The sequence below is a fragment of the Lacticaseibacillus thailandensis DSM 22698 = JCM 13996 genome (genome assembly GCF_001436135.1).
In the GTDB taxonomy this organism is placed as follows: domain Bacteria; phylum Bacillota; class Bacilli; order Lactobacillales; family Lactobacillaceae; genus Lacticaseibacillus; species Lacticaseibacillus thailandensis.
In genome coordinates this window covers 720681-738230 of sequence record NZ_AYZK01000001.1, presented here as the reverse complement: position 1 = coordinate 738230, position 17550 = coordinate 720681, and the positions used below count along the sequence as shown (strand labels likewise).

The following is a 17550-nucleotide window of genomic DNA, read 5'->3' as shown; positions in this document are numbered from 1 at the left end:
CTACAAGAAGAGCATAACGCAGCGATGCCTGAAAATGTTTTCTAATTAGTTTGGCCGATGACGTCAAAATTGAAAAAGTTTACGGGAGGCCCCAAGTGAGTAAATTTAGTGCTAGTGAGCAGTACGTGGTGGATCTGATCCACCGGCAGCGGGATCATATTATGGGCATGTCCATCGTGGAGTTTGCGGAGTTTGCGAACGTGTCCACAGCCACGATTGTGCGCACGATGAAGAAACTGGGTTATTCCGGGTACACCGATTTTCGGCATTCTGTCAGTCGCCAACATGAGGTGGAGCCGGCGGTGTTGCGGGAAGCGGATAGTAATATTCGGCAGGTCATCACCGCCAATCTACGCGAGGTACAGCAGACTATCAACCAACTAGACATCGCCACGATTGAAGATAGCGTGCAGCAATTTGCCGGTGCGCAGATGCTGTACATTTTTGCCCGTGGGTTGTCGGAAATGATTGCCGACGAAATGGCGTTAAAGTTTCAGTTGGCGGGGAAGTACACGCAAACCCTGCACGATCCCAACATCATCATGACGTTAGCCGAGCGCGTGCCCACCACGGCGTGCGCCATCTTTATTTCGCTGAATGGGGAGACTCCAGAGCTGGTGACGGCCGCCCGTAAATTACGGGCGCACGGCGTACCCATCGTTACCATCACCACCAACGCGGACGCCTCGCTGGCCCAGTACACCGATATTTTGTTGACCGGATATAAGTCGGCTGAATCCTACTTTCCTGATTATGAGGTGCACTCACGATTACCCGTCCAGGTGATCAGCCGTATCTTGCTGGACGCCTACGTGGTTCGGGTGCAGGAACAACACGACCAGGGTCACGGAGAGTAAAGTCCGACTTTGGCCCGTTGACCCTGTTGCCGGGTTGGTCGACAATGGAAGGCAAAGGTGGAATGAGGCAGATGGCTTTACCAAAGCAATATCTTCAACGGTTAGATAGTTTGCGGATTCACTATGAGGTGGTCGGGTCGGCGGCGGCGTCACCAACTCCCACTGGAACCAAAGTAATGGTTGTTAGTAACGAGTGCTTGGCGGTGCAGGGCCAACCCGTCCTGGTGCTACAAGCTGCACGCTACCAGGTAGACAGGCACAAGTTAGCCACGATTTACGGGGTGGACGCTGATAGTATTCAGCCAGCTACTCCCACACAATTGACAGCAGTCGGCGCGACGTCGGGCCACGTTAGTGCGTTGACGTTACCCGAGGACACGCACGTGCCGGTGGTATTGAGTCGCCAGTTAGTGGGGCGGGCTGCCCTTGCTTTTGACTTGGGCGCTGCCGACCAGCTGGTGGTCATCAGTTCAGCAGACTTACTGCGGTTCTTACGGAATTTGGGGGTTGCGCCGCGCATTACTAGCGTTGAAGGTGTAGCCGTACAGGAGGATTAATATTAATATGCAAATTCGACCAGCAACACCTGCCGATGGCGTGCAGGCGGCACCGCTGATCAAAGTAGTGTTTGACGAAATGGAAATTCCTACCATCATGGCGATGACGGATGCGGCGGTGAATGCCGTCTTTGCGGATGCCTTTCGGGTCGGTGCGTACCGCTACAGTTATGCTCACAGTTTGGTGGCGGTCACAGGTGACGAGCTCGTGGGTATCTGCGTGGGTTATCCGGCGGCAGCCGAAGCGCACATTGACGACGCCTTTGCCCCGTTTCTACCGCGCGTCGGCATCACTGATGGTCGGGACCTCTTTCCTGACCGCGAAAGTTTTCCCGGGGAGTGGTACTTAGACCTATTAGCGGTAAAAAGTAACGCGCGGGGGTGCGGCGTGGGTACGCAGTTGTTACGCGCCGCCAAGCAGCAGCGCCAGCAACACGGCGACCAGCGGATCGGGTTGCTGTGCGACTTGGTGAATCCGCGCGCCGCGGCGTTATATGCACGAGAAGGTTTCACGGAGGATGGTCGGGTGCGGTTGTTCGACCACGAGTACCGGCACATGCGCCAAGACTTACGGTCAGCTACCGTCACGGTGGCTAGAACCGGGCAATCCGGGCGCTAGCGCTGTTCCGGTAACCGCATTCATGCTAAAATGAACGTAAATGCGCGAATGAAGGGGACGCTTAAATGATTAAAATTATCGCTTCCGACATGGACGGCACCTTGTTGAACAACAAAATGCAGGTTTCCGACGCGAACGCCGCGGCCATCCGGGCGGCACAAGCGCACGGCATTGAGTTCATGGTGGCGACGGGTCGCGGCCTCACCGAAGCCAAACCGTTACTACAGGAGCAACAACTGCGGACAGCGTACATTACGCTGAACGGTGCGCAGGTGTTTGATGAGGACGGCCGGTTGGTGGTATCAGTGCCACTGGCTGACGACATGACGGAACTGGCCATGAAGACGCTGGATGACCGGAATTTGTACTACGAACTGGTCACCGACCACGGCATTTTTTCCAACAGCCGCGTCCGGCGGATTCAGAACGTGGCTGATTTGCTGGTCAATCTCAACCCCGATACGGATTACAAAATGGCGGTGGCGTTGGCCTCAGCCCGGTTGGAAATTATGAACATCAATTACGTCACGGATTATGGTGAAATCGTTGGGGATGAAAACGTCCACGTGATGAAGATCATCGCCTTCAACACGGCCGACCCGGTGGCGTTGAGTGAACCGAAGAAGTTGTTGCTGGCTACGGGGAAATTAATGGTCACTAGCAGCTCGCGCAACAACATCGAAATCAATAACATTAAATCCCAAAAGGGGCTCGCGGTAGCGGCCTATGCGGCGAAACGTGGCCTAACTATGGACAACGTCATGGCTATCGGTGACAACTTTAACGACGAGTCGATGATTCGTGACGCCAAGTACGGTGTGGCAATGGGGAACGCCGTACAACCCATCAAGGAGTTGGCGTGGTTTGAAACTGAGTCGAACGTGCATGACGGCGTGGCCAAAGCAATTTATCGGGCCATTGAGTTGAACGACCAGGAAGTAGCAACTAAGTAGTGATATGTTCGTGTGAGGAGGCGATTATGCGTGGACTTGTATTTTGAAACTGCACCGTTACAATCTGGGCGGATTGCAAGCGTACGTGACGTAGACAACCACACGTTGTTGGGCGTGCGGCGTAGTTTCGGCACGGCCATTGGTTTTCGGGCGTTTTCGTTTCCCGAACATGAAGTGATCGGTACGATCAGTGCGGACGAAGAACAGGCAGCCCGCTTTGAATTACGGGTGGGCGAGGAAAGTAACACCTTAGTACGGGTCGCGCGCGGTGGTGGCCACCCGCTGTACTTGTTGCGGCATGGTGGGTGGCTCATCGCTGGCACCGAAAAGAGTGACTCTTACCGCGGCTTTCAGGGGTTTAGCTTCGTCTTTGGCATGGCACCCGTGATGACTAGTGGCGGGCGCACCCTGCGTGTCCAGGTGGATAAAGAAGCCGACAGCGTCACGGCGGTGTTAGTGGCTGCAGCGTTGGACCGCGTTCGGGTCGTGACGAATGCACAAAAAAAGCCGCCACTACAGTACTCGTTTGGTAGTGCCTAGTCCTTAATGGGCGGCCAAAAACGATCACTAGTGGCGCACCAGGGCAGTGAGGCCACTATTTTATGATGGTGAGCGGAAGGATGGTGTCTTGTGACCAAAACAATTATTCACAATGACTGGCAAGAAGTGTTAGCACCCGTCTTTGCTGGCCCTACATATGCCCGGTTGCACCAGTTTTTGCGGAGCGAATACAGCAACCAGACCATTTACCCAGACATGTACCATATTTTTCAGGCGTTTGAATGGACGCCGTTTAGTCAGACCCGCGTAGTTATTTTGGATCAGGACCCGTACCATGAGGAGCATCAGGCCGTCGGGGCCAGCTTTGCCGTGGCTCCGGGCGTGCAGATTCCGCCGTCGCTGGTGAACATTTACCAGGAGTTGCAGGATGACTTGGGGATCCCGCCAGTGAACCACGGTTACTTGCGGGCCTGGGCTGAACAGGGGGTACTGCTACTCAATGCGGTGCTGACGGTGCGGGCCCACCGCGCCAATTCCCATCGTGGTAAGGGGTGGGAAGAATTAACCGACGCCGCCATCAAGGCGTTATCTGCTCGCGGCGGGGTGGTATTCATTCTCTGGGGCCGGTCCGCGCAAAATAAACGGCCCCTGATTGATGAAAGCAAAAACGTGGTGATTGCGTCTGCCCACCCGAGTCCACTCTCGGCCTACCGCGGTTTCTTTGGTAGCAAGCCGTTTTCACGCACGAACGCAGCCCTGGAACGCATGGGCGAGCAACCCATTGATTGGCGGTTGCCCGAACACGTGGAACGGACGGACTAGGGCGGTTGGTTTTGTACACCAGCCTTGTTAAAATGAAGTATCGCAAACAATAGGGGGTATCATCGTGGACTTATTCGCAACTTTGGAACAGAACGTCAAGGGTAAAGGCGTCACCATCGTCTTTCCTGAGGGCACTGAACCACGGATTCTGGGCGCCGTGGCTAAGTTACAGTCGCGCGGGGTGATCAACGCCGTGCTGCTGGGTGACCCGGCGGCCATTCAGCAGGTAGCTGCCGCGCATGATTTTGACATTACCGGCGTAACGATCCGCAACCCAGAAACCGATCCCGACCTAGACCAATTAGCCGCCGCTTTCTTGGCACGCCGCCATGGTAAGGCCACGCCAGAGCAGGCAGCGAGTGCCGTCCGCGACGCCACGTACTTTGGCACCATGCTGGTGTACACCGGTGCAGTCGACGGCCTGGTCTCCGGTGCCGTCCACTCCACGGCCAACACCGTGCGGCCAGCGCTGCAGATCATTAAGACCAAGCCGGGTGTTTCGCGTACGAGTGGTGCGTTCATCATGCAGCGTGGGGATGAGCGCTACCTGTTTGCGGACACGGCGATTAACATTGACCCATCCGCCGACGAGCTGGCCGAAATTGCGGTGGAGTCTGCCGCCACGGCCAAGGCGTTTGGTATTGACCCCAAAGTGGCCATGTTATCCTTCTCCACGAAGGGTTCTGCGGCTGGAGACATGGTGACGAAGGTGCAGGAGGCCACGCGCAAGGCGCAGGCCCTCGCGCCAGACGTACCCATCGATGGTGAGCTCCAATTTGACGCGGCCTTTGTGCCGAGTGTTGGGGCCCAGAAAGCACCAGACTCAAAGGTGGCTGGGCACGCAACCGTCTTTGTCTTCCCTGAACTGCAGTCGGGGAACATCGGCTACAAGATTGCGCAACGGCTTGGCGGCTTTCAGGCGGTGGGTCCGATTCTCCAGGGCCTCAACCAGCCAGTGTCCGACCTGTCCCGTGGGGCGTCTACGGACGACGTTTACCAGACCGCGCTCGTGACGGCCACCCAGGTATTGGCCAGCCGTCATGACTAAAACGTGGACGTTTGATAACGAGCAGGCGTTGCGGGCGTTTGCCGGTCACATCGCGCCGCTACTGCAGGCGGGCGACGTGTTGTTGCTCGACGGCGACTTGGGCGCGGGTAAAACCAGCTTTACTAAGGGGCTCGGTAAAGCACTTGGCATCACGCAGCCAATTAAAAGCCCGACGTTTACCATCATTCACGAGTATCCGGAGGGACGCATTCCGCTCTACCACATGGATCTTTACCGGCTCGAAGGTGGTGGCGCCGAGGACCTCGGGCTTGAGGAATACTTTGATGGTGATGGTGTGAGCGTCGTCGAGTGGCCAGACTTTTTGGGTGCCAGTGCGCCATACGAGTACGTCACGTTGCACTTTCACAAAGATGAACAAGACGACAACCGCCGCACCATCACCGCTGAAGGTGAAGGTGACCGCGGACAAGTGTTGCTAGCAGCCATTAACGGACTGTCTGCATAAGTAACAAGGAAAATGTGACGGTTGAGGCCGTTACGGAAAGGGGTTTGCACATGGAATATTACCGGTTACGGGATGGATTACAGTTGCCCAAAGTCGGCTTTGGTACTTACAAGCTGAACGGTACTAACGGGGTACGGGCTATTGAGAGTGCCATCAACCAAGGTTACCGTTTGATCGACACGGCTTATAACTATGAAAACGAGGGGACGGTCGGGGCCGCCATTCGCGGCGCCGGCGTACCACGTTCGGAACTGCTCGTGACTTCTAAGCTACCAGGGCGTTATTACCACCGGGCGGCGGCGATTGATGCACTCAAGGAGAGCTTGTACCGCGCGGGTCTAGACTATTTCGACCTGTACTTACTTCACTGGCCTAACCCCCGCAAGGACCTGTACGTTGAGGCCTGGCAGGCACTGATCGATGCCCAGCAGTTCGGGTTGGTGCGGTCCATCGGGGTCTGCAACTTCCTACCCGACTACCTGGACCGTCTAGACCGTGAAACCGGCGTGCTGCCGGTGGTCAACCAAATTGAGTTGCATCCGCACTTCAACCAGGCTGATCAGCGTGCTTACGATGAAGCGCACGGCATTTTGACGGAGGACTGGAGTCCATTGGGCCGGGCTAGTGACGTGCTCCAAAACCCAGCAATCAAAGCGGTGGCGGCAGCGCACAACAAGGGCGTGGGCCAGGTCATCTTGCGCTGGGCCGTGCAGCTAGGGACGCTACCAATTCCGAAGTCCCAGCACGCCAGCCGGCAACGGGAAAACCTTGATATTTTTGACTTTAATCTGAGCGATGACGAAATGGCAACGATCAACGCTCTGAGCACCCCTGACGGGCGGTTGAAGAATCAGGATCCAAGTAAATACGAAGAGTTCTAATGAAAACTTGGTGGCTGCTGTGAAAACGGTGACCACCGTTTTCATTAGGAGGAGGAAAATAGATGACGGTAAGACCAGCAGACGATTTATACATGGCGGTTAACGGTGCTTGGCAGGCCCAGACCGTGATTCCACCGGACAAAGCCCAGATTGGTGCCGATAGCGATTTGGGTGATGAGATTCGCGCCAAGCTGGTGCGGGACCTGCGCGCTATTAATGCGGGCACCATCGCCACAGCAGATCAGTCCCTATTAGCGGCGGCGCGGCTATTCGTGTTGGCGGATGACCGTGAGGCCCGGAATCGGCTTGGTGTGGCGCCGATCCGAACGCGGGTGGATTATTTAATGAGCCTGCAAGATGTTGGTGCGTGGCGGGCCGCGTTACCCACGTTGTGGCGGGAACAGTACCCGTTGCCACTGAGCACTTTTGTGATGGCCGATTTTCACGACGCTACGGTCAACATGCTCAATGTTAGTGGTCCCGACCCCATTTTGCCGGATGCTGCTATGTATCAGGAGACCAATGCCGATAATGATGCGATGTTCGCCGCGTGGAGTCAGATGGCGCGCACCCTGCTGGCGGCGGTCGGCATTACTGGGCGTACTGCAGACCGTTACGTGGACGACGCCCTGAACTTTGATCGGCGGGCCGCAGCGTTGCTACCCACTAACGAAGAGTTCGCCGTTGATACTAATTGGGATCACCCACTATCTTGGCAGGACTTTGCCGAGGTCACCGCCGACACTACGTTGGCCACCGCGTTGGCTACGGTGCTGCCCAACCAGCCGGTGCGCATCAATACGCCGACACCACGGTACGTGGCCGCGTTGGACCGACTGGTGACGGCGGACAATTACGGCCAGTGGCAACACATGGCGGTGATTCAGGAACTGATCGATCACAGCCGGTATTTGAGTGATGAGCTCCGGCAGGCTGCAGGGGCCTACCAGCGCTATTTGTCTGGCCAACCCCAACCGACGGAGTGGCACAAACACGCCTTTGCCGTGGCTAATGAATACCTCGCCGAACCAATCGGCATTTACTATGGGCGGACTTACTTCGGTGCTGCGGCGAAACGGGATATCACTGGGCTGGTGCGTGAGTTGATCGCGCAGTATGAGGTGCAGTTGCAAAATAACACGTGGCTGAGTCCATCCACCCGTGATCAAGCGATCGCCAAGCTCAAAACCATGCGCATCAAAATGGGGTACCCGGACCACGCAGCGCCGGTGTATCAACACCTGCATGTGGATCCGGATGCTGATTTGTTGGGCGCAATGGTCCGGCTAGAACGCGAGGAAACGGCGTACCGGTGGTCCACGGTGGGTCAGCCGGTCGACCGCAGCGAGTGGCAAATGCCTGGGCACCTGGTGAACGCTTGTTACGACCCGTCGATGAACGACATCACGTTTCCGGCCGGAATTTTGCAGCCGCCATTTTACGCCCTATACTGGAGTCGGGCCGCTAAACTCGGTGGCACGGGGGCCACGATTGGGCACGAAATTTCGCACTCGTTTGACAATAATGGGGCCATGTTTGATGAGCATGGGACCATGAACAACTGGTGGCAAGAAGCGGACAAAGTCGCGTTTGACCATATCGTGGACGCCGTTGCGCAACAGTTTGACGGGCGCCATTACGAAGGGGTGCCCGTTAACGGTCGCCTCACGGTCAGTGAGAACATGGCCGATAATGCGGGAATGGATGTTGCGCTAGCCGTGCTCGGTCCCGATGCCAGCGTGGCGGCACTACGGGAATTCTTTACGGCGTATGCCCGGTCCTGGGCTACCAAGATGCGGCCAGAGCGCGCTAAAACCGTGTTGCGGCAAGATGTACATGCGCCCGCAACGCTGCGCGTCAACGTGCCAGTGATGAACTTCAGCGAGTGGTACCGTGCGTATGGCGCTCAACCTGGTGATGGGGAATACCTGCCGCCAGCGCAACGCGTCGTGATTTGGGACCGTTAGGACAGCAAAAACCCGGTGCTTTGTGTTTATTCACAAAGCACCGGGTTTTTTGAACGCATAATTAAGCTAGTTTAATAAAATTATTCAGGGCCTGACTGCCAAACTGCGCTTTTTCGGACATCAAGATGCGCGCACAGGCGTAAGAATCCGCGAGGGCGTTGTGGTGGTTGTTCAGCGTGATGCCCAACGCGTCACTCACGGTGTCGAGCTTGTGGTTCGCTAGTGACGGCAAGAAGCTCCGCGAGGTCGCCACGGTATCGATGTATTGGTATTGAGGGGTGGGGAGACCGTAGCGTTCCAGTGATTTACGCAAGACGCTGACGTCAAACTGGGCGTTATGCGCGGCGACTAGTTGCGTGCGCGTAAATAGCGGGGCAATGTGGGGCCACAGTTCGGGAAAGGTGGGTGCATTGGCCACCATGTCCGGAGTAATGTGGTGGATACGGATGTTAAACGGCGAAAAGGGGGTCTCGGGGTTGATCAGGTTGTAGAACGAATCCACTACTTTGTCGTTACGCACCACCACGATGGCGACAGAGCAAGCGGAGGCCCGCTTGCCACTGGCGGTTTCGTAATCCATGGCGATAAAATTCACAATTATGCCTCCAGTAGGTTAGTGGTATCCAACTCCACGGGACAATGGTCAGAACCCATAATGTCGGTGTGGATCTGGGCGTCAGTCAGTTGCGGCTGCAGGTCATTACTGGTGACAAAGTAGTCGATACGCCAGCCGGCGTTGCGTTTGCGGGCGCCAAAGCGGTAGCTCCACCAGGAGTAGATGTCCTTTTGGTCAGGGTAAAAGTAACGGAAGGTGTCAGTAAAGCCTGCGTCTAGTTGTGCGGTAAAGTCCGTCCGTTCTTCGTCGGTGAAGCCGGCGTGATGGTGGTTGCTAGTGGGGTTCTTCAGGTCGATCGTCTGGTGCGCCACGTTGAGGTCACCGCAGTAAATCACTGGCTTATCGGCAGCCAGCTTGCTGGTGTACTCCCGGAAGGCCACGTCGAACCCCTGACGGAAGTCCAGCCGCTTCAGCTCACTGCCAGAGTTGGGGACGTACACGGTGATGACGTAGAAGGACGGGTAGGATAGGGTGATCACCCGGCCCTCAGTGTCGTATTCCGGTACGCCAATGCCGTAAGTGACGGCGTCTGGTTCGTGTTTGGTCAAAATAGCGGTCCCGGAGTAACCTTTGCGTTCGGCGTAGTTGAAGTACTGGTGGTAACCAGGGAGGTCCAGTTCAGCCTGACCAGCCTGCATCTTGGTTTCCTGGAGGCAGAACCAGTCGGCATCGAGCGTCTGGATGACCTCGTAAAAGTTTTTCTTCAACACGGCCCGCAGACCATTAACGTTCCAAGAAATAAATTTCATTATGCACCCCTTCTTGTGTCCACTCAGCGCGGCAACAACGTTACCCTAATTTTAACGAACCTCACCGGTAGTGTCCACGCCAGTTCGTATCGTGGTGGTCTGTGTTTTTTGGGCACGGGTAGTGGCGGCAAAAAAATATACGTATCATCACCCACACTGGTATGGCGAACATAACGTTGCCTGGTTCCAAAACTCGGTCGTGGTTGTTCCGTATTGGCTATTGAATCGATAGGTAACGAGTGTGCTGCATCATGCCGGAAATGGGCTCTACTGGGCCAGTTGCAGGGGTGCGTCCGGGCAGCGGTCATCATGAGTGGTTCACCAAGGCGTAGGGGGCTAGCACACGCGCCAATATCCAGTGGTAATGGTGCCACCGCGGTGCTACACGCTGAGCGTCATCTATGTTAGAATTTCATCAGTATGGACACCCGCTCGCGGGCGCCCACGAACATTTTGGAAACGGACGTGATGATGGTGTCAGTAGCAACAAAAACAGTCGCCGGTTTGCCGGTGATGGTGGACGAACCTTTATCCAACTATACCTTTACCAAAACGGGTGGCCCAGCCGATCTGCTGGCCTTCCCCGAAACGGTGGCGCAAGTTCACGCCCTGGTGGATTACGCGCAAATCGAGCGCATACCCCTAACCGTAATTGGCAACGCCAGTAACCTCATCGTCCGTGATGGCGGCATCCGCGGCCTGACCATGATCCTGACGCATATGCATGATATTCAGGTGACGGCTAGTGGTGTCACTGCGGCTGCCGGCGCCCGTATTATTGATACGGCCGATGCGGCCGCATCCGCGGGCCTATCTGGCCTGGAATTTGCAGCCGGTATCCCCGGCTCCGTTGGTGGGGCGGTCTTTATGAATGCTGGAGCCTACGGTGGTGAAGTCAAAGATTGTTTGGCCACCGTTGACGTGCTGACCCGTGATGGCCAGTTCAAGACGTACACTAACAGCCAAATGGACTTTGCTTACCGGCACTCATACGTGCAACAAACTGAAGATATTGTGTTAAGTGCTACTTTTGCCCTGACCCCGGGTGATGCCCAGGCCATTCGTGCACGGATGGACGAATTGAACGCGCGACGGGCGGCTAAACAGCCACTCGAATACCCGTCCTGTGGCAGTGTTTTCCGGCGGCCAACGGGACACTACGTTGGGCCGATGATTCAAAAAGCTGGGCTACAGGGCCACATTATTGGTGGGGCACAGATTTCGACCAAGCACGCGGGGTTCATCGTTAACATTGACCACGCTACCGCGACCGATTACGTGGACATGATCCACTACGTACAGGCGCACGTGGACCCAATGTTTAACGTGGACTTACAGCCTGAGGTCCGTATCATTGGGTCAGAACCGGCTCACCCTGAACACCACGCGGGGCGCGACCCAGAATAAACAGTTGGAGTGAGGAGGGACAACCATGGAGTTAATTGAAAGTATCATGGCAATGGTTGCCCTGGTCATCCTGGGTAGTGTCATCAACCGTTACCTGGTGGTGGTCCCTGTAGCTTTGATTCAGGCCGCTTTGGGTTTGATTGTGGCGCTGGCGTTTCGCATTCAGCTCCAGGTCAGCACGGATTGGTTCATGTTGCTGTTCATGGCCCCCCTGCTGTTTAACGATGGGCGACATTACCCTAAACGCCAATTGTGGTACCTCCGGGGCCCCATTTTGGGTAACGCCGTCCTGTTGGTGTTGGCCTCAACCGTGGTGGGTGGGTACGTCTTGCACTGGGTAGCTCCGGGTATTCCCTTGGCGGCCACCTTTGCGTTAGCCGCAATTTTATCCCCAACGGACTTAATCGCCGTGCAGGGGTTGGCGGCGCGAATCCACCTACCGAAGAACGTTTTAAACTTGGTCGCCGGCGAAAGCATGATTAACGACGCCAGTGGGCTGATCAGTTTTAAGTACGCGGTGGCGGCCGCGGTTTCGGGCGCGTTCGTTCTGCGGAACGCGGTACGCGACTTTGCCTACGTCACCGTCGTTGGGTTACTCGTGGGATTCATACTGATTACGTGCATTAATGCGTTACGGCGTTGGCTATTGAAGCAGGGTATCAACGACTACGCCCTGCACACCGCACTACAAATTTTAACTCCCTTTGTGGTTTACTTTGTTGCTGACGAGTTGTTGCACGCGTCGGGGGTCATCGCGGTCGTCATTGCAGGGTTACTGAGTAACGGCCAAACCAGTCTCCAAAGTTCGGTCCTACCGGAATTACGGTTGGTTTCGGAACGCACCTGGGACATCGTGGTGTACTTGCTGAACGGAATCATTTTTGTGCTGTTGGGAATGGAATTGCCCATGGCAATGGGGGCGACCATTCGCAGTGAACAGGCTAGCACCATCCAGGCGCTGCTCCTGGTCGGGTTGATGTACGTGCTGCTACTTGTGGTCCGGGTGGCCTGGCTGTACGGCAATTTGGTACTAACCGCCCGCCGCACCCATAACCCTAGCCAGCCCTGGCGGTGGCCCTCGGTGCAACAAGCGTTGGTTGCCGGTATTTCCGGTGTGCGTGGTGCTATTACCCTGATTGGGGTGTTGTCACTCCCAGCAACGGTGGCCAGCGGAGCGGGATTTCCGTCGCGGTCACTGATTCTCTTTGTCGCCGCCGGTGTGGTTATTTTGAGCTTGGTCATGGCGTCCGTTGCGCTCCCGCTGATTACGCGGGAACGGGTCGTGGTTCAGGGCCGTGGTGATTCCGCAGCCCTAGCCGCGTCCGATCAGAATGACGACGATGATGATGACGACGCCGTGGTTGCCGCCCAGTTGACGTACCCAGAGGCGCAAAGTTACACCCTCCAATCGGCCGTGCGGATGATCGAGTCCGAACGGCGGACGGACAACCAGAAACCCGCCTTGGACCTGTTAGCGGAATACCAAGACCGCATTCGGCGTCTGGCGTACATCAACGCCGACGCCCCCGATGACGCCATTCCGCCACTGTTAGCGGACGAGCTGAATTTGCGGCGCATCGGCTTAGTGGGCGAGCAACGGGCGCTCACGCAACTGTGGCGTGATGGTCGGATTTTGGCGGATACTTACCTAGCCACCCGCGAACGTATTCAACAGCGGGTCGAAGACATTGACCGGTCGTTGACCCACGCCGGGCGGCGCAGCCCGTCCGCGTGGTTGCGGCACCGGTGGCGACGCGTTAAACGGAGTATGGCGCATCTGCGGCTGGGCGACCGCCGAGCTGGTCATCACTACAATGAGCAGTTGCTGGTCGAGAAGGAGACGGCCAAAGGGGGTCTGAAACACCTGAGTGCCGTGATGCGCCAACAGCCGGCAGCGGCGGCGCAGTACGACCGGCAGATGGTGTACGCACAAGTGGTGCACTACCGCAACCGTATTGCCAGCGCAAAGGCGGCCGGGCAACAACGCAATACCGAATATGATGATGAATTACGGCGGCTACGACTGCTCGGCTTTGCGGCCGAACGGTCAGCCATTCGGCGCTTAATGGATAATGGTTACATCACGACGCGCATGGCGACCAAGCTGAGTGCGGACGTGAGTTACAGTGAAAACGCGGTGAACCTGGCCGACGCGAACGATGCGTCCTAACGCACGATCAATTACAGGTACACCCCACGGGTTGGGGTGATACATATATGGGGGAAAACGCCTTGACAACACCAATCGTTGAATTGCGTCACGTGTTTAAGAACTACGGGGACACGACCGTCCTCAAGGATATCGACATTAGTTTGGAGGCGGGGAAGTTCTATACCCTGCTCGGACCTTCTGGGAGCGGTAAGACCACCATCCTGCGGGCAATTGCGGGCTTTTTGAGCGTGAGTGGTGGTGACGTCATGATTGCGGGGCAGCGGGTCAACGATATTCCCGCCAACCAGCGCGACGTTAATACCGTGTTTCAGGATTACGCCCTGTTTCCACACATGGACGTTTTTGATAACGTGGCGTACGGCCTGCGCATTCGCAAGGTCGACAAAGCTGCCATCATGACGCGGGTGCAGGACGCCCTTCACATGGTGCGGTTGGATAATCTCGGTGACCGCATGATTGGTGAACTATCCGGAGGGCAGCAGCAACGGGTGGCCATTGCCCGTGCCATTGTGTTGGAACCCAAGGTCTTATTGCTCGACGAACCACTTTCGGCCCTGGACGCCAAGTTGCGGCAGGACATGCAGTACGAGTTGCGGGAGTTGCAGCAACGGCTGGGCATCACGTTCCTCTTTGTGACCCACGACCAGGAAGAAGCACTGGCGTTGTCTGATGAGATTTTTGTCATGAACGACGGCCAGGTACAGCAAAGTGGCACGCCCGTGGACATCTACGACGAGCCCATCAACCACTTTGTGGCGGACTTTATCGGTCAAAGCAACATTGTGCGCGGCCGTATGATTGCCGATTACCAGGTGCAGTTCAACGGGAAAACCTTTGAGTGTGCAGACGCGGGGATGCGGCCGAACGAAGCCGTGGAAGTCGTTTTACGCCCGGAGGACCTCGACATTACGGCGTTGGCACAGGGGAAAGTCGCAGTACGGGTCGACACCCAGTTGTTCCGTGGGGACTACTACGAAATTGTGGCCTATGACGATGCAGATAATGAGTGGCTGATTCATTCGACCAACCCGGCGCCGGAAAAGGGCTTGGTGGGTTTGTACTTTGACCCGGAGGACATTCACGTGATGCGCTTTGGCGAGTCGGAGGAAGACTTTGATGCCCGGTTGGAGAGTTACGAGGAGGAGTAAACCATGCGTAAAACCGTTAATGCGGGTTACTACATCCCGTACTTCCTGTGGTTGACGTTGTTTGTGGTCGCCCCGGTGGTGCTGATCTGTTACCAAAGTTTTTTTGACACCAACGGGCACTTTACCCTGACTAATTACGTCGAATACTTCCAATCCGGCACCTACCTAGCCATGACGTTCAACTCGGTGTGGTACGCCCTCATCATCACGGCGGTGACGCTATTGGTGAGTTACCCGGCGGCGTACTTTTTGCACTACACCAAGCACAAGCAGCTGTGGTTACTGTTACTGATCATGCCGACCTGGATCAATCTGTTACTAAAGGCGTACGCTTTTATCGGCATCCTGGGCAAGCACGGTGCCCTCAACAACGTGTTGGGTGTGCTGGGGCTGGCACCGCATCAGTTCCTATTTACTGACGCCGCGTTTATTCTCGTGGCGGCGTACATCGAAATTCCGTTCATGATTTTACCCATCTTTAATGCCATTGAGGAACTCAACGAGGGTCTGATCAACGCTAGTAAGGACCTGGGGGCTAGTGGCTGGCAAACGTTTACCCGCGTTGTGCTGCCCCTGAGTATGTCAGGGGTCAAAAGCGGTGTGCAAGCCGTCTTCATTCCCAGTCTGAGTCTCTTTATGCTGACCCGGCTCATTGGTGGTAACCGCGTGATTACGCTGGGGACTGCCATTGAGGAACATTTCCTCACCACGATGAACTGGGGCATGGGTTCGACCATCGGCGTGGTACTTATTGTCGCCATGGTGATCATCATGCTACTGACGAGTGAGCGGCAACACCGGAAAGGGCGGGTGATTCACCGTGCGTAAATTTAAGTGGTCCCACCTTTATCTGCTGTTAACGTTTGTGGTTTTGTACCTGCCCATTGGCTACCTGATCCTCTACTCGTTCTCGGAGGGGGAACGGATGACCAACTACCACGGGTTTACTTGGCAGCACTACCAGGAGCTGTTTGCTGATCCACGCATGATTCAAATCGTGCTCGATACGTTGATTGTGGCGCTGTTATCAGCGCTAGTTGCGACGATCATTGGCACGCTGGGGGCACTGGCGATTAACAACACCACGCGGCCGTCAGTTAAGAACACGATTTTATCGCTCAACAATATTTTGATGGTGAGTCCGGACGTGATTATTGGTGCCAGCTTTTTGATCTTCTTCACGGCGTTACGGGTACCCCTGGGGTTCATGTCGGTACTGCTCAGTCACATTGCGTTTTCCATTCCCATTGTTGTGTTGATGGTGTTACCAAAATTACGGGAACTGTCGGCCAGCCTGATTGACGCGGCGCGTGATATTGGTGCGTCCAATCTGCAGGTGTTGAAAGACGTGATCATTCCGTTCATTACGCCGGGGATTTTTGCCGGATTTTTCATGGCGATGACCTACTCACTGGATGACTTTGCGGTGACCTTCTTCGTGACTGGGAACGGTTTTGAGACCTTGTCAGTGGAAATTTACGCGCGGGCTCGCCAAGGTATTAGTCTCGAGATCAACGCACTGTCGGGCATCATGTTTATCTTTGCCCTGGTATTGGTTGTGGGTTATTACTTTGTCCAGCGCGGGCAGAGTGCGCGGAAGACCAAAAAGCGGGGGGTGACCCGGTAACATGAAAAAGCTGATTGCTTTAGCAATGGCCATTATCGTGGCCTGCTTGGGTTTGGCCGTTGGTAGTCACCGGTTGTCCGCGTCCACGGGCGATACCGGGCGCAATGTGCTTAACCTCGCTAACTGGGGAGATTACATTGACCCCAAACTAATCACTAAGTTTGAGCGGGAAACGGGTTACCACGTTAATCTGGAAACCTTTGATAGTAACGAGGGGATGTACACCAAGATCAAGCAGGGTGGCACCGACTATGACCTGACGGTGCCCAGCGAGTACATGGTCGCTAAGATGCGCAAAGAGGGGCTGCTCCTCAAGTTAGACCGGTCGCGCCTGCATGGCCTGCACAACTTTGGGTCAGCCTTCATGAACCGTAGCTTTGATCCGGGCAACAAGTATTCCATCCCGTACTTCTGGGGCACACTCGGCATCATTTATAACGATAAGTACGTCAAACCCGGAGCTATCCAGCACTGGAATGATCTGTGGTCGCGCCGGTATCGGGGTGACATTATGCTGATTGATTCGGCACGAGACATCATGGGGATGAGCTTGGTGTCGTTGGGAAAGTCGATGAACACTACCGACCAACCGCCTTCACGTTGACCCCAAACGTGAAGGCGGTTGTCGCTGACGAAATCAAAATGTATATGGAGCAAGATGAGGCCGCCATTGCGGTGGACTGGTCAGGTGAAGCCAGCGAAATGCTCGCCGAGAACAAGCACTTGCACTACGTGGTACCGAGCGAGGGGAGTAACTTGTGGTTTGACAACCTGGTCATTCCACGGACGGCGAAGCACTTCAAGGCTATTTACGCTTTCCTGAACTTCATGATGCAACCGCAAAACGCGGCGCAAAACGCCGAGTACGTCGGGTACGCGACGCCGAACAACCGGGCCCGGGCACTTTTGCCAGCCTCGGTGCGCAACGACCGCCAGTTTTACCCGGATGCTGCTACGATGCGGCACCTAGAAGTCTATGACGATTTGGCACCCAAAGTAGTGGGCGAATACAACGACCTGTTCCTTGAATTTAAGATGTACCGCAAGTAATTTGGCGCCGTTAAAGACGGTCAACCTGCACGGCATGTAGCCGCGGGCTGGCCGTCTTTTTTGGTTGGCAAGAGTGCTTAGACATCAGCAAAACACGAACAATAAAAAT

The 17550-nt window shown here is 55.7% G+C and carries 17 protein-coding genes and 1 pseudogene; 16 read left to right on the top strand and 2 right to left on the bottom strand.

What is annotated here, in order from left to right; genetic code table 11:
* Positions 1-95 precede the first annotated feature (95 nt).
* From FD19_RS03360 to FD19_RS03315, 10 genes are all read left to right on the top strand, one after another.
* Positions 96-857, top strand: coding sequence for a MurR/RpiR family transcriptional regulator (locus FD19_RS03360; RefSeq protein WP_054750994.1), 762 nt, complete (start codon positions 96-98; stop codon positions 855-857).
* Between the two features lie 71 nt (positions 858-928).
* Positions 929-1414: a YbaK/EbsC family protein gene (locus tag FD19_RS03355; protein ID WP_054750995.1), complete on the top strand. Its 486-nt coding sequence runs from the start codon at positions 929-931 to the stop codon at positions 1412-1414.
* Between the two features lie 7 nt (positions 1415-1421).
* Positions 1422-2033: a GNAT family N-acetyltransferase gene (locus tag FD19_RS03350; protein WP_054750996.1), complete on the top strand. Its 612-nt coding sequence runs from the start codon at positions 1422-1424 to the stop codon at positions 2031-2033.
* Positions 2034-2098: 65 nt separating this feature from the next.
* Positions 2099-2986: a Cof-type HAD-IIB family hydrolase gene (locus FD19_RS03345; RefSeq protein WP_056969114.1), complete on the top strand. Its 888-nt coding sequence runs from the start codon at positions 2099-2101 to the stop codon at positions 2984-2986.
* Positions 2987-3016: 30 nt separating this feature from the next.
* Positions 3017-3526 (top strand): hypothetical protein, encoded by a 510-nt coding sequence (locus tag FD19_RS03340; RefSeq protein ID WP_056969113.1) that lies wholly within the window; start codon positions 3017-3019, stop codon positions 3524-3526.
* A gap of 90 nt (positions 3527-3616) precedes the next feature.
* On the top strand, positions 3617-4309 hold the full coding sequence (locus FD19_RS03335) for a uracil-DNA glycosylase (RefSeq protein ID WP_054750998.1): 693 nt from the start codon (positions 3617-3619) through the stop codon (positions 4307-4309).
* Positions 4310-4373: 64 nt separating this feature from the next.
* A complete protein-coding gene (pta, locus tag FD19_RS03330; protein WP_056969112.1) occupies positions 4374-5357 on the top strand; it encodes a phosphate acetyltransferase in 984 nt (327 codons plus the stop codon).
* Positions 5350-5823, top strand: a complete 474-nt coding sequence (gene tsaE, locus FD19_RS03325) for a tRNA (adenosine(37)-N6)-threonylcarbamoyltransferase complex ATPase subunit type 1 TsaE (RefSeq protein WP_054750999.1) — start codon at positions 5350-5352, stop codon at positions 5821-5823. Before pta ends, tsaE begins: the two co-directional genes overlap by 8 nt.
* A gap of 50 nt (positions 5824-5873) precedes the next feature.
* Positions 5874-6704 (top strand): aldo/keto reductase, encoded by an 831-nt coding sequence (locus tag FD19_RS03320; RefSeq protein ID WP_056969111.1) that lies wholly within the window; start codon positions 5874-5876, stop codon positions 6702-6704.
* Between the two features lie 62 nt (positions 6705-6766).
* The gene (locus FD19_RS03315) at positions 6767-8671 is read left to right on the top strand and encodes a M13-type metalloendopeptidase (protein WP_054751000.1); all 1905 of its coding nucleotides are present in this window, start codon (positions 6767-6769) and stop codon (positions 8669-8671) included.
* A gap of 61 nt (positions 8672-8732) precedes the next feature.
* Here FD19_RS03315 and FD19_RS03310 read toward each other — a convergent pair whose 3' ends face one another.
* Together FD19_RS03310 and FD19_RS03305 are read right to left on the bottom strand one after the other, a co-directional pair.
* A complete protein-coding gene (locus FD19_RS03310) occupies positions 8733-9266 on the bottom strand; it encodes a 3'-5' exonuclease (RefSeq protein WP_054751001.1) in 534 nt (177 codons plus the stop codon).
* A gap of 2 nt (positions 9267-9268) precedes the next feature.
* Entirely contained in the window at positions 9269-10036 is a 768-nt protein-coding gene (locus FD19_RS03305; protein WP_056969110.1) for an exodeoxyribonuclease III, read from the bottom strand.
* A gap of 471 nt (positions 10037-10507) precedes the next feature.
* Between FD19_RS03305 and murB the strand changes: the two genes are divergently transcribed.
* The 6 genes and pseudogenes from murB (at position 10508) to FD19_RS03275 (ending at position 17441) form a co-directional block, all read left to right on the top strand.
* On the top strand, positions 10508-11443 hold the full coding sequence (murB, locus tag FD19_RS03300; protein ID WP_056969153.1) for a UDP-N-acetylmuramate dehydrogenase: 936 nt from the start codon (positions 10508-10510) through the stop codon (positions 11441-11443).
* 25 nt (positions 11444-11468) lie between these two features.
* Entirely contained in the window at positions 11469-13613 is a 2145-nt protein-coding gene (locus FD19_RS03295; protein ID WP_056969109.1) for a cation:proton antiporter, read from the top strand.
* Between the two features lie 62 nt (positions 13614-13675).
* A complete protein-coding gene (locus FD19_RS03290) occupies positions 13676-14764 on the top strand; it encodes an ABC transporter ATP-binding protein (protein ID WP_056969152.1) in 1089 nt (362 codons plus the stop codon).
* 3 nt (positions 14765-14767) lie between these two features.
* Complete coding sequence (locus FD19_RS03285; protein WP_056969108.1) at positions 14768-15592, top strand: ABC transporter permease; 825 nt, start codon at positions 14768-14770, stop codon at positions 15590-15592.
* Positions 15585-16391 carry an ABC transporter permease gene (locus FD19_RS03280; RefSeq protein WP_056969107.1) on the top strand — a complete coding sequence of 269 codons (807 nt, stop codon included), beginning with the start codon at positions 15585-15587 and terminating at the stop codon, positions 16389-16391. Before FD19_RS03285 ends, FD19_RS03280 begins: the two co-directional genes overlap by 8 nt.
* A gap of 1 nt (position 16392) precedes the next feature.
* Positions 16393-17441 (top strand): annotated as a pseudogene (locus FD19_RS03275) (ABC transporter substrate-binding protein).
* Positions 17442-17550 lie beyond the last annotated feature (109 nt).

Excerpts from the sequence above, each read along its gene's own strand:
- FD19_RS03355 (WP_054750995.1), top strand. The coding sequence starts at position 929 with ATGGCTTTACCAAAGCAATATCTTCAACGGTTAGATAGTTTGCGGATT.
- FD19_RS03350 (WP_054750996.1), top strand. The coding sequence starts at position 1,422 with ATGCAAATTCGACCAGCAACACCTGCCGATGGCGTGCAGGCGGCACCG.
- FD19_RS03345 (WP_056969114.1), top strand. The coding sequence starts at position 2,099 with ATGATTAAAATTATCGCTTCCGACATGGACGGCACCTTGTTGAACAAC.
- tsaE (WP_054750999.1), top strand. The coding sequence starts at position 5,350 with ATGACTAAAACGTGGACGTTTGATAACGAGCAGGCGTTGCGGGCGTTT.
- FD19_RS03320 (WP_056969111.1), top strand. The coding sequence starts at position 5,874 with ATGGAATATTACCGGTTACGGGATGGATTACAGTTGCCCAAAGTCGGC.
- FD19_RS03315 (WP_054751000.1), top strand. The coding sequence starts at position 6,767 with ATGACGGTAAGACCAGCAGACGATTTATACATGGCGGTTAACGGTGCT.
- FD19_RS03305 (WP_056969110.1), bottom strand. The coding sequence starts at position 10,036 with ATGAAATTTATTTCTTGGAACGTTAATGGTCTGCGGGCCGTGTTGAAG.
- murB (WP_056969153.1), top strand. The coding sequence starts at position 10,508 with ATGGTGTCAGTAGCAACAAAAACAGTCGCCGGTTTGCCGGTGATGGTG.
- FD19_RS03295 (WP_056969109.1), top strand. The coding sequence starts at position 11,469 with ATGGAGTTAATTGAAAGTATCATGGCAATGGTTGCCCTGGTCATCCTG.
- FD19_RS03285 (WP_056969108.1), top strand. The coding sequence starts at position 14,768 with ATGCGTAAAACCGTTAATGCGGGTTACTACATCCCGTACTTCCTGTGG.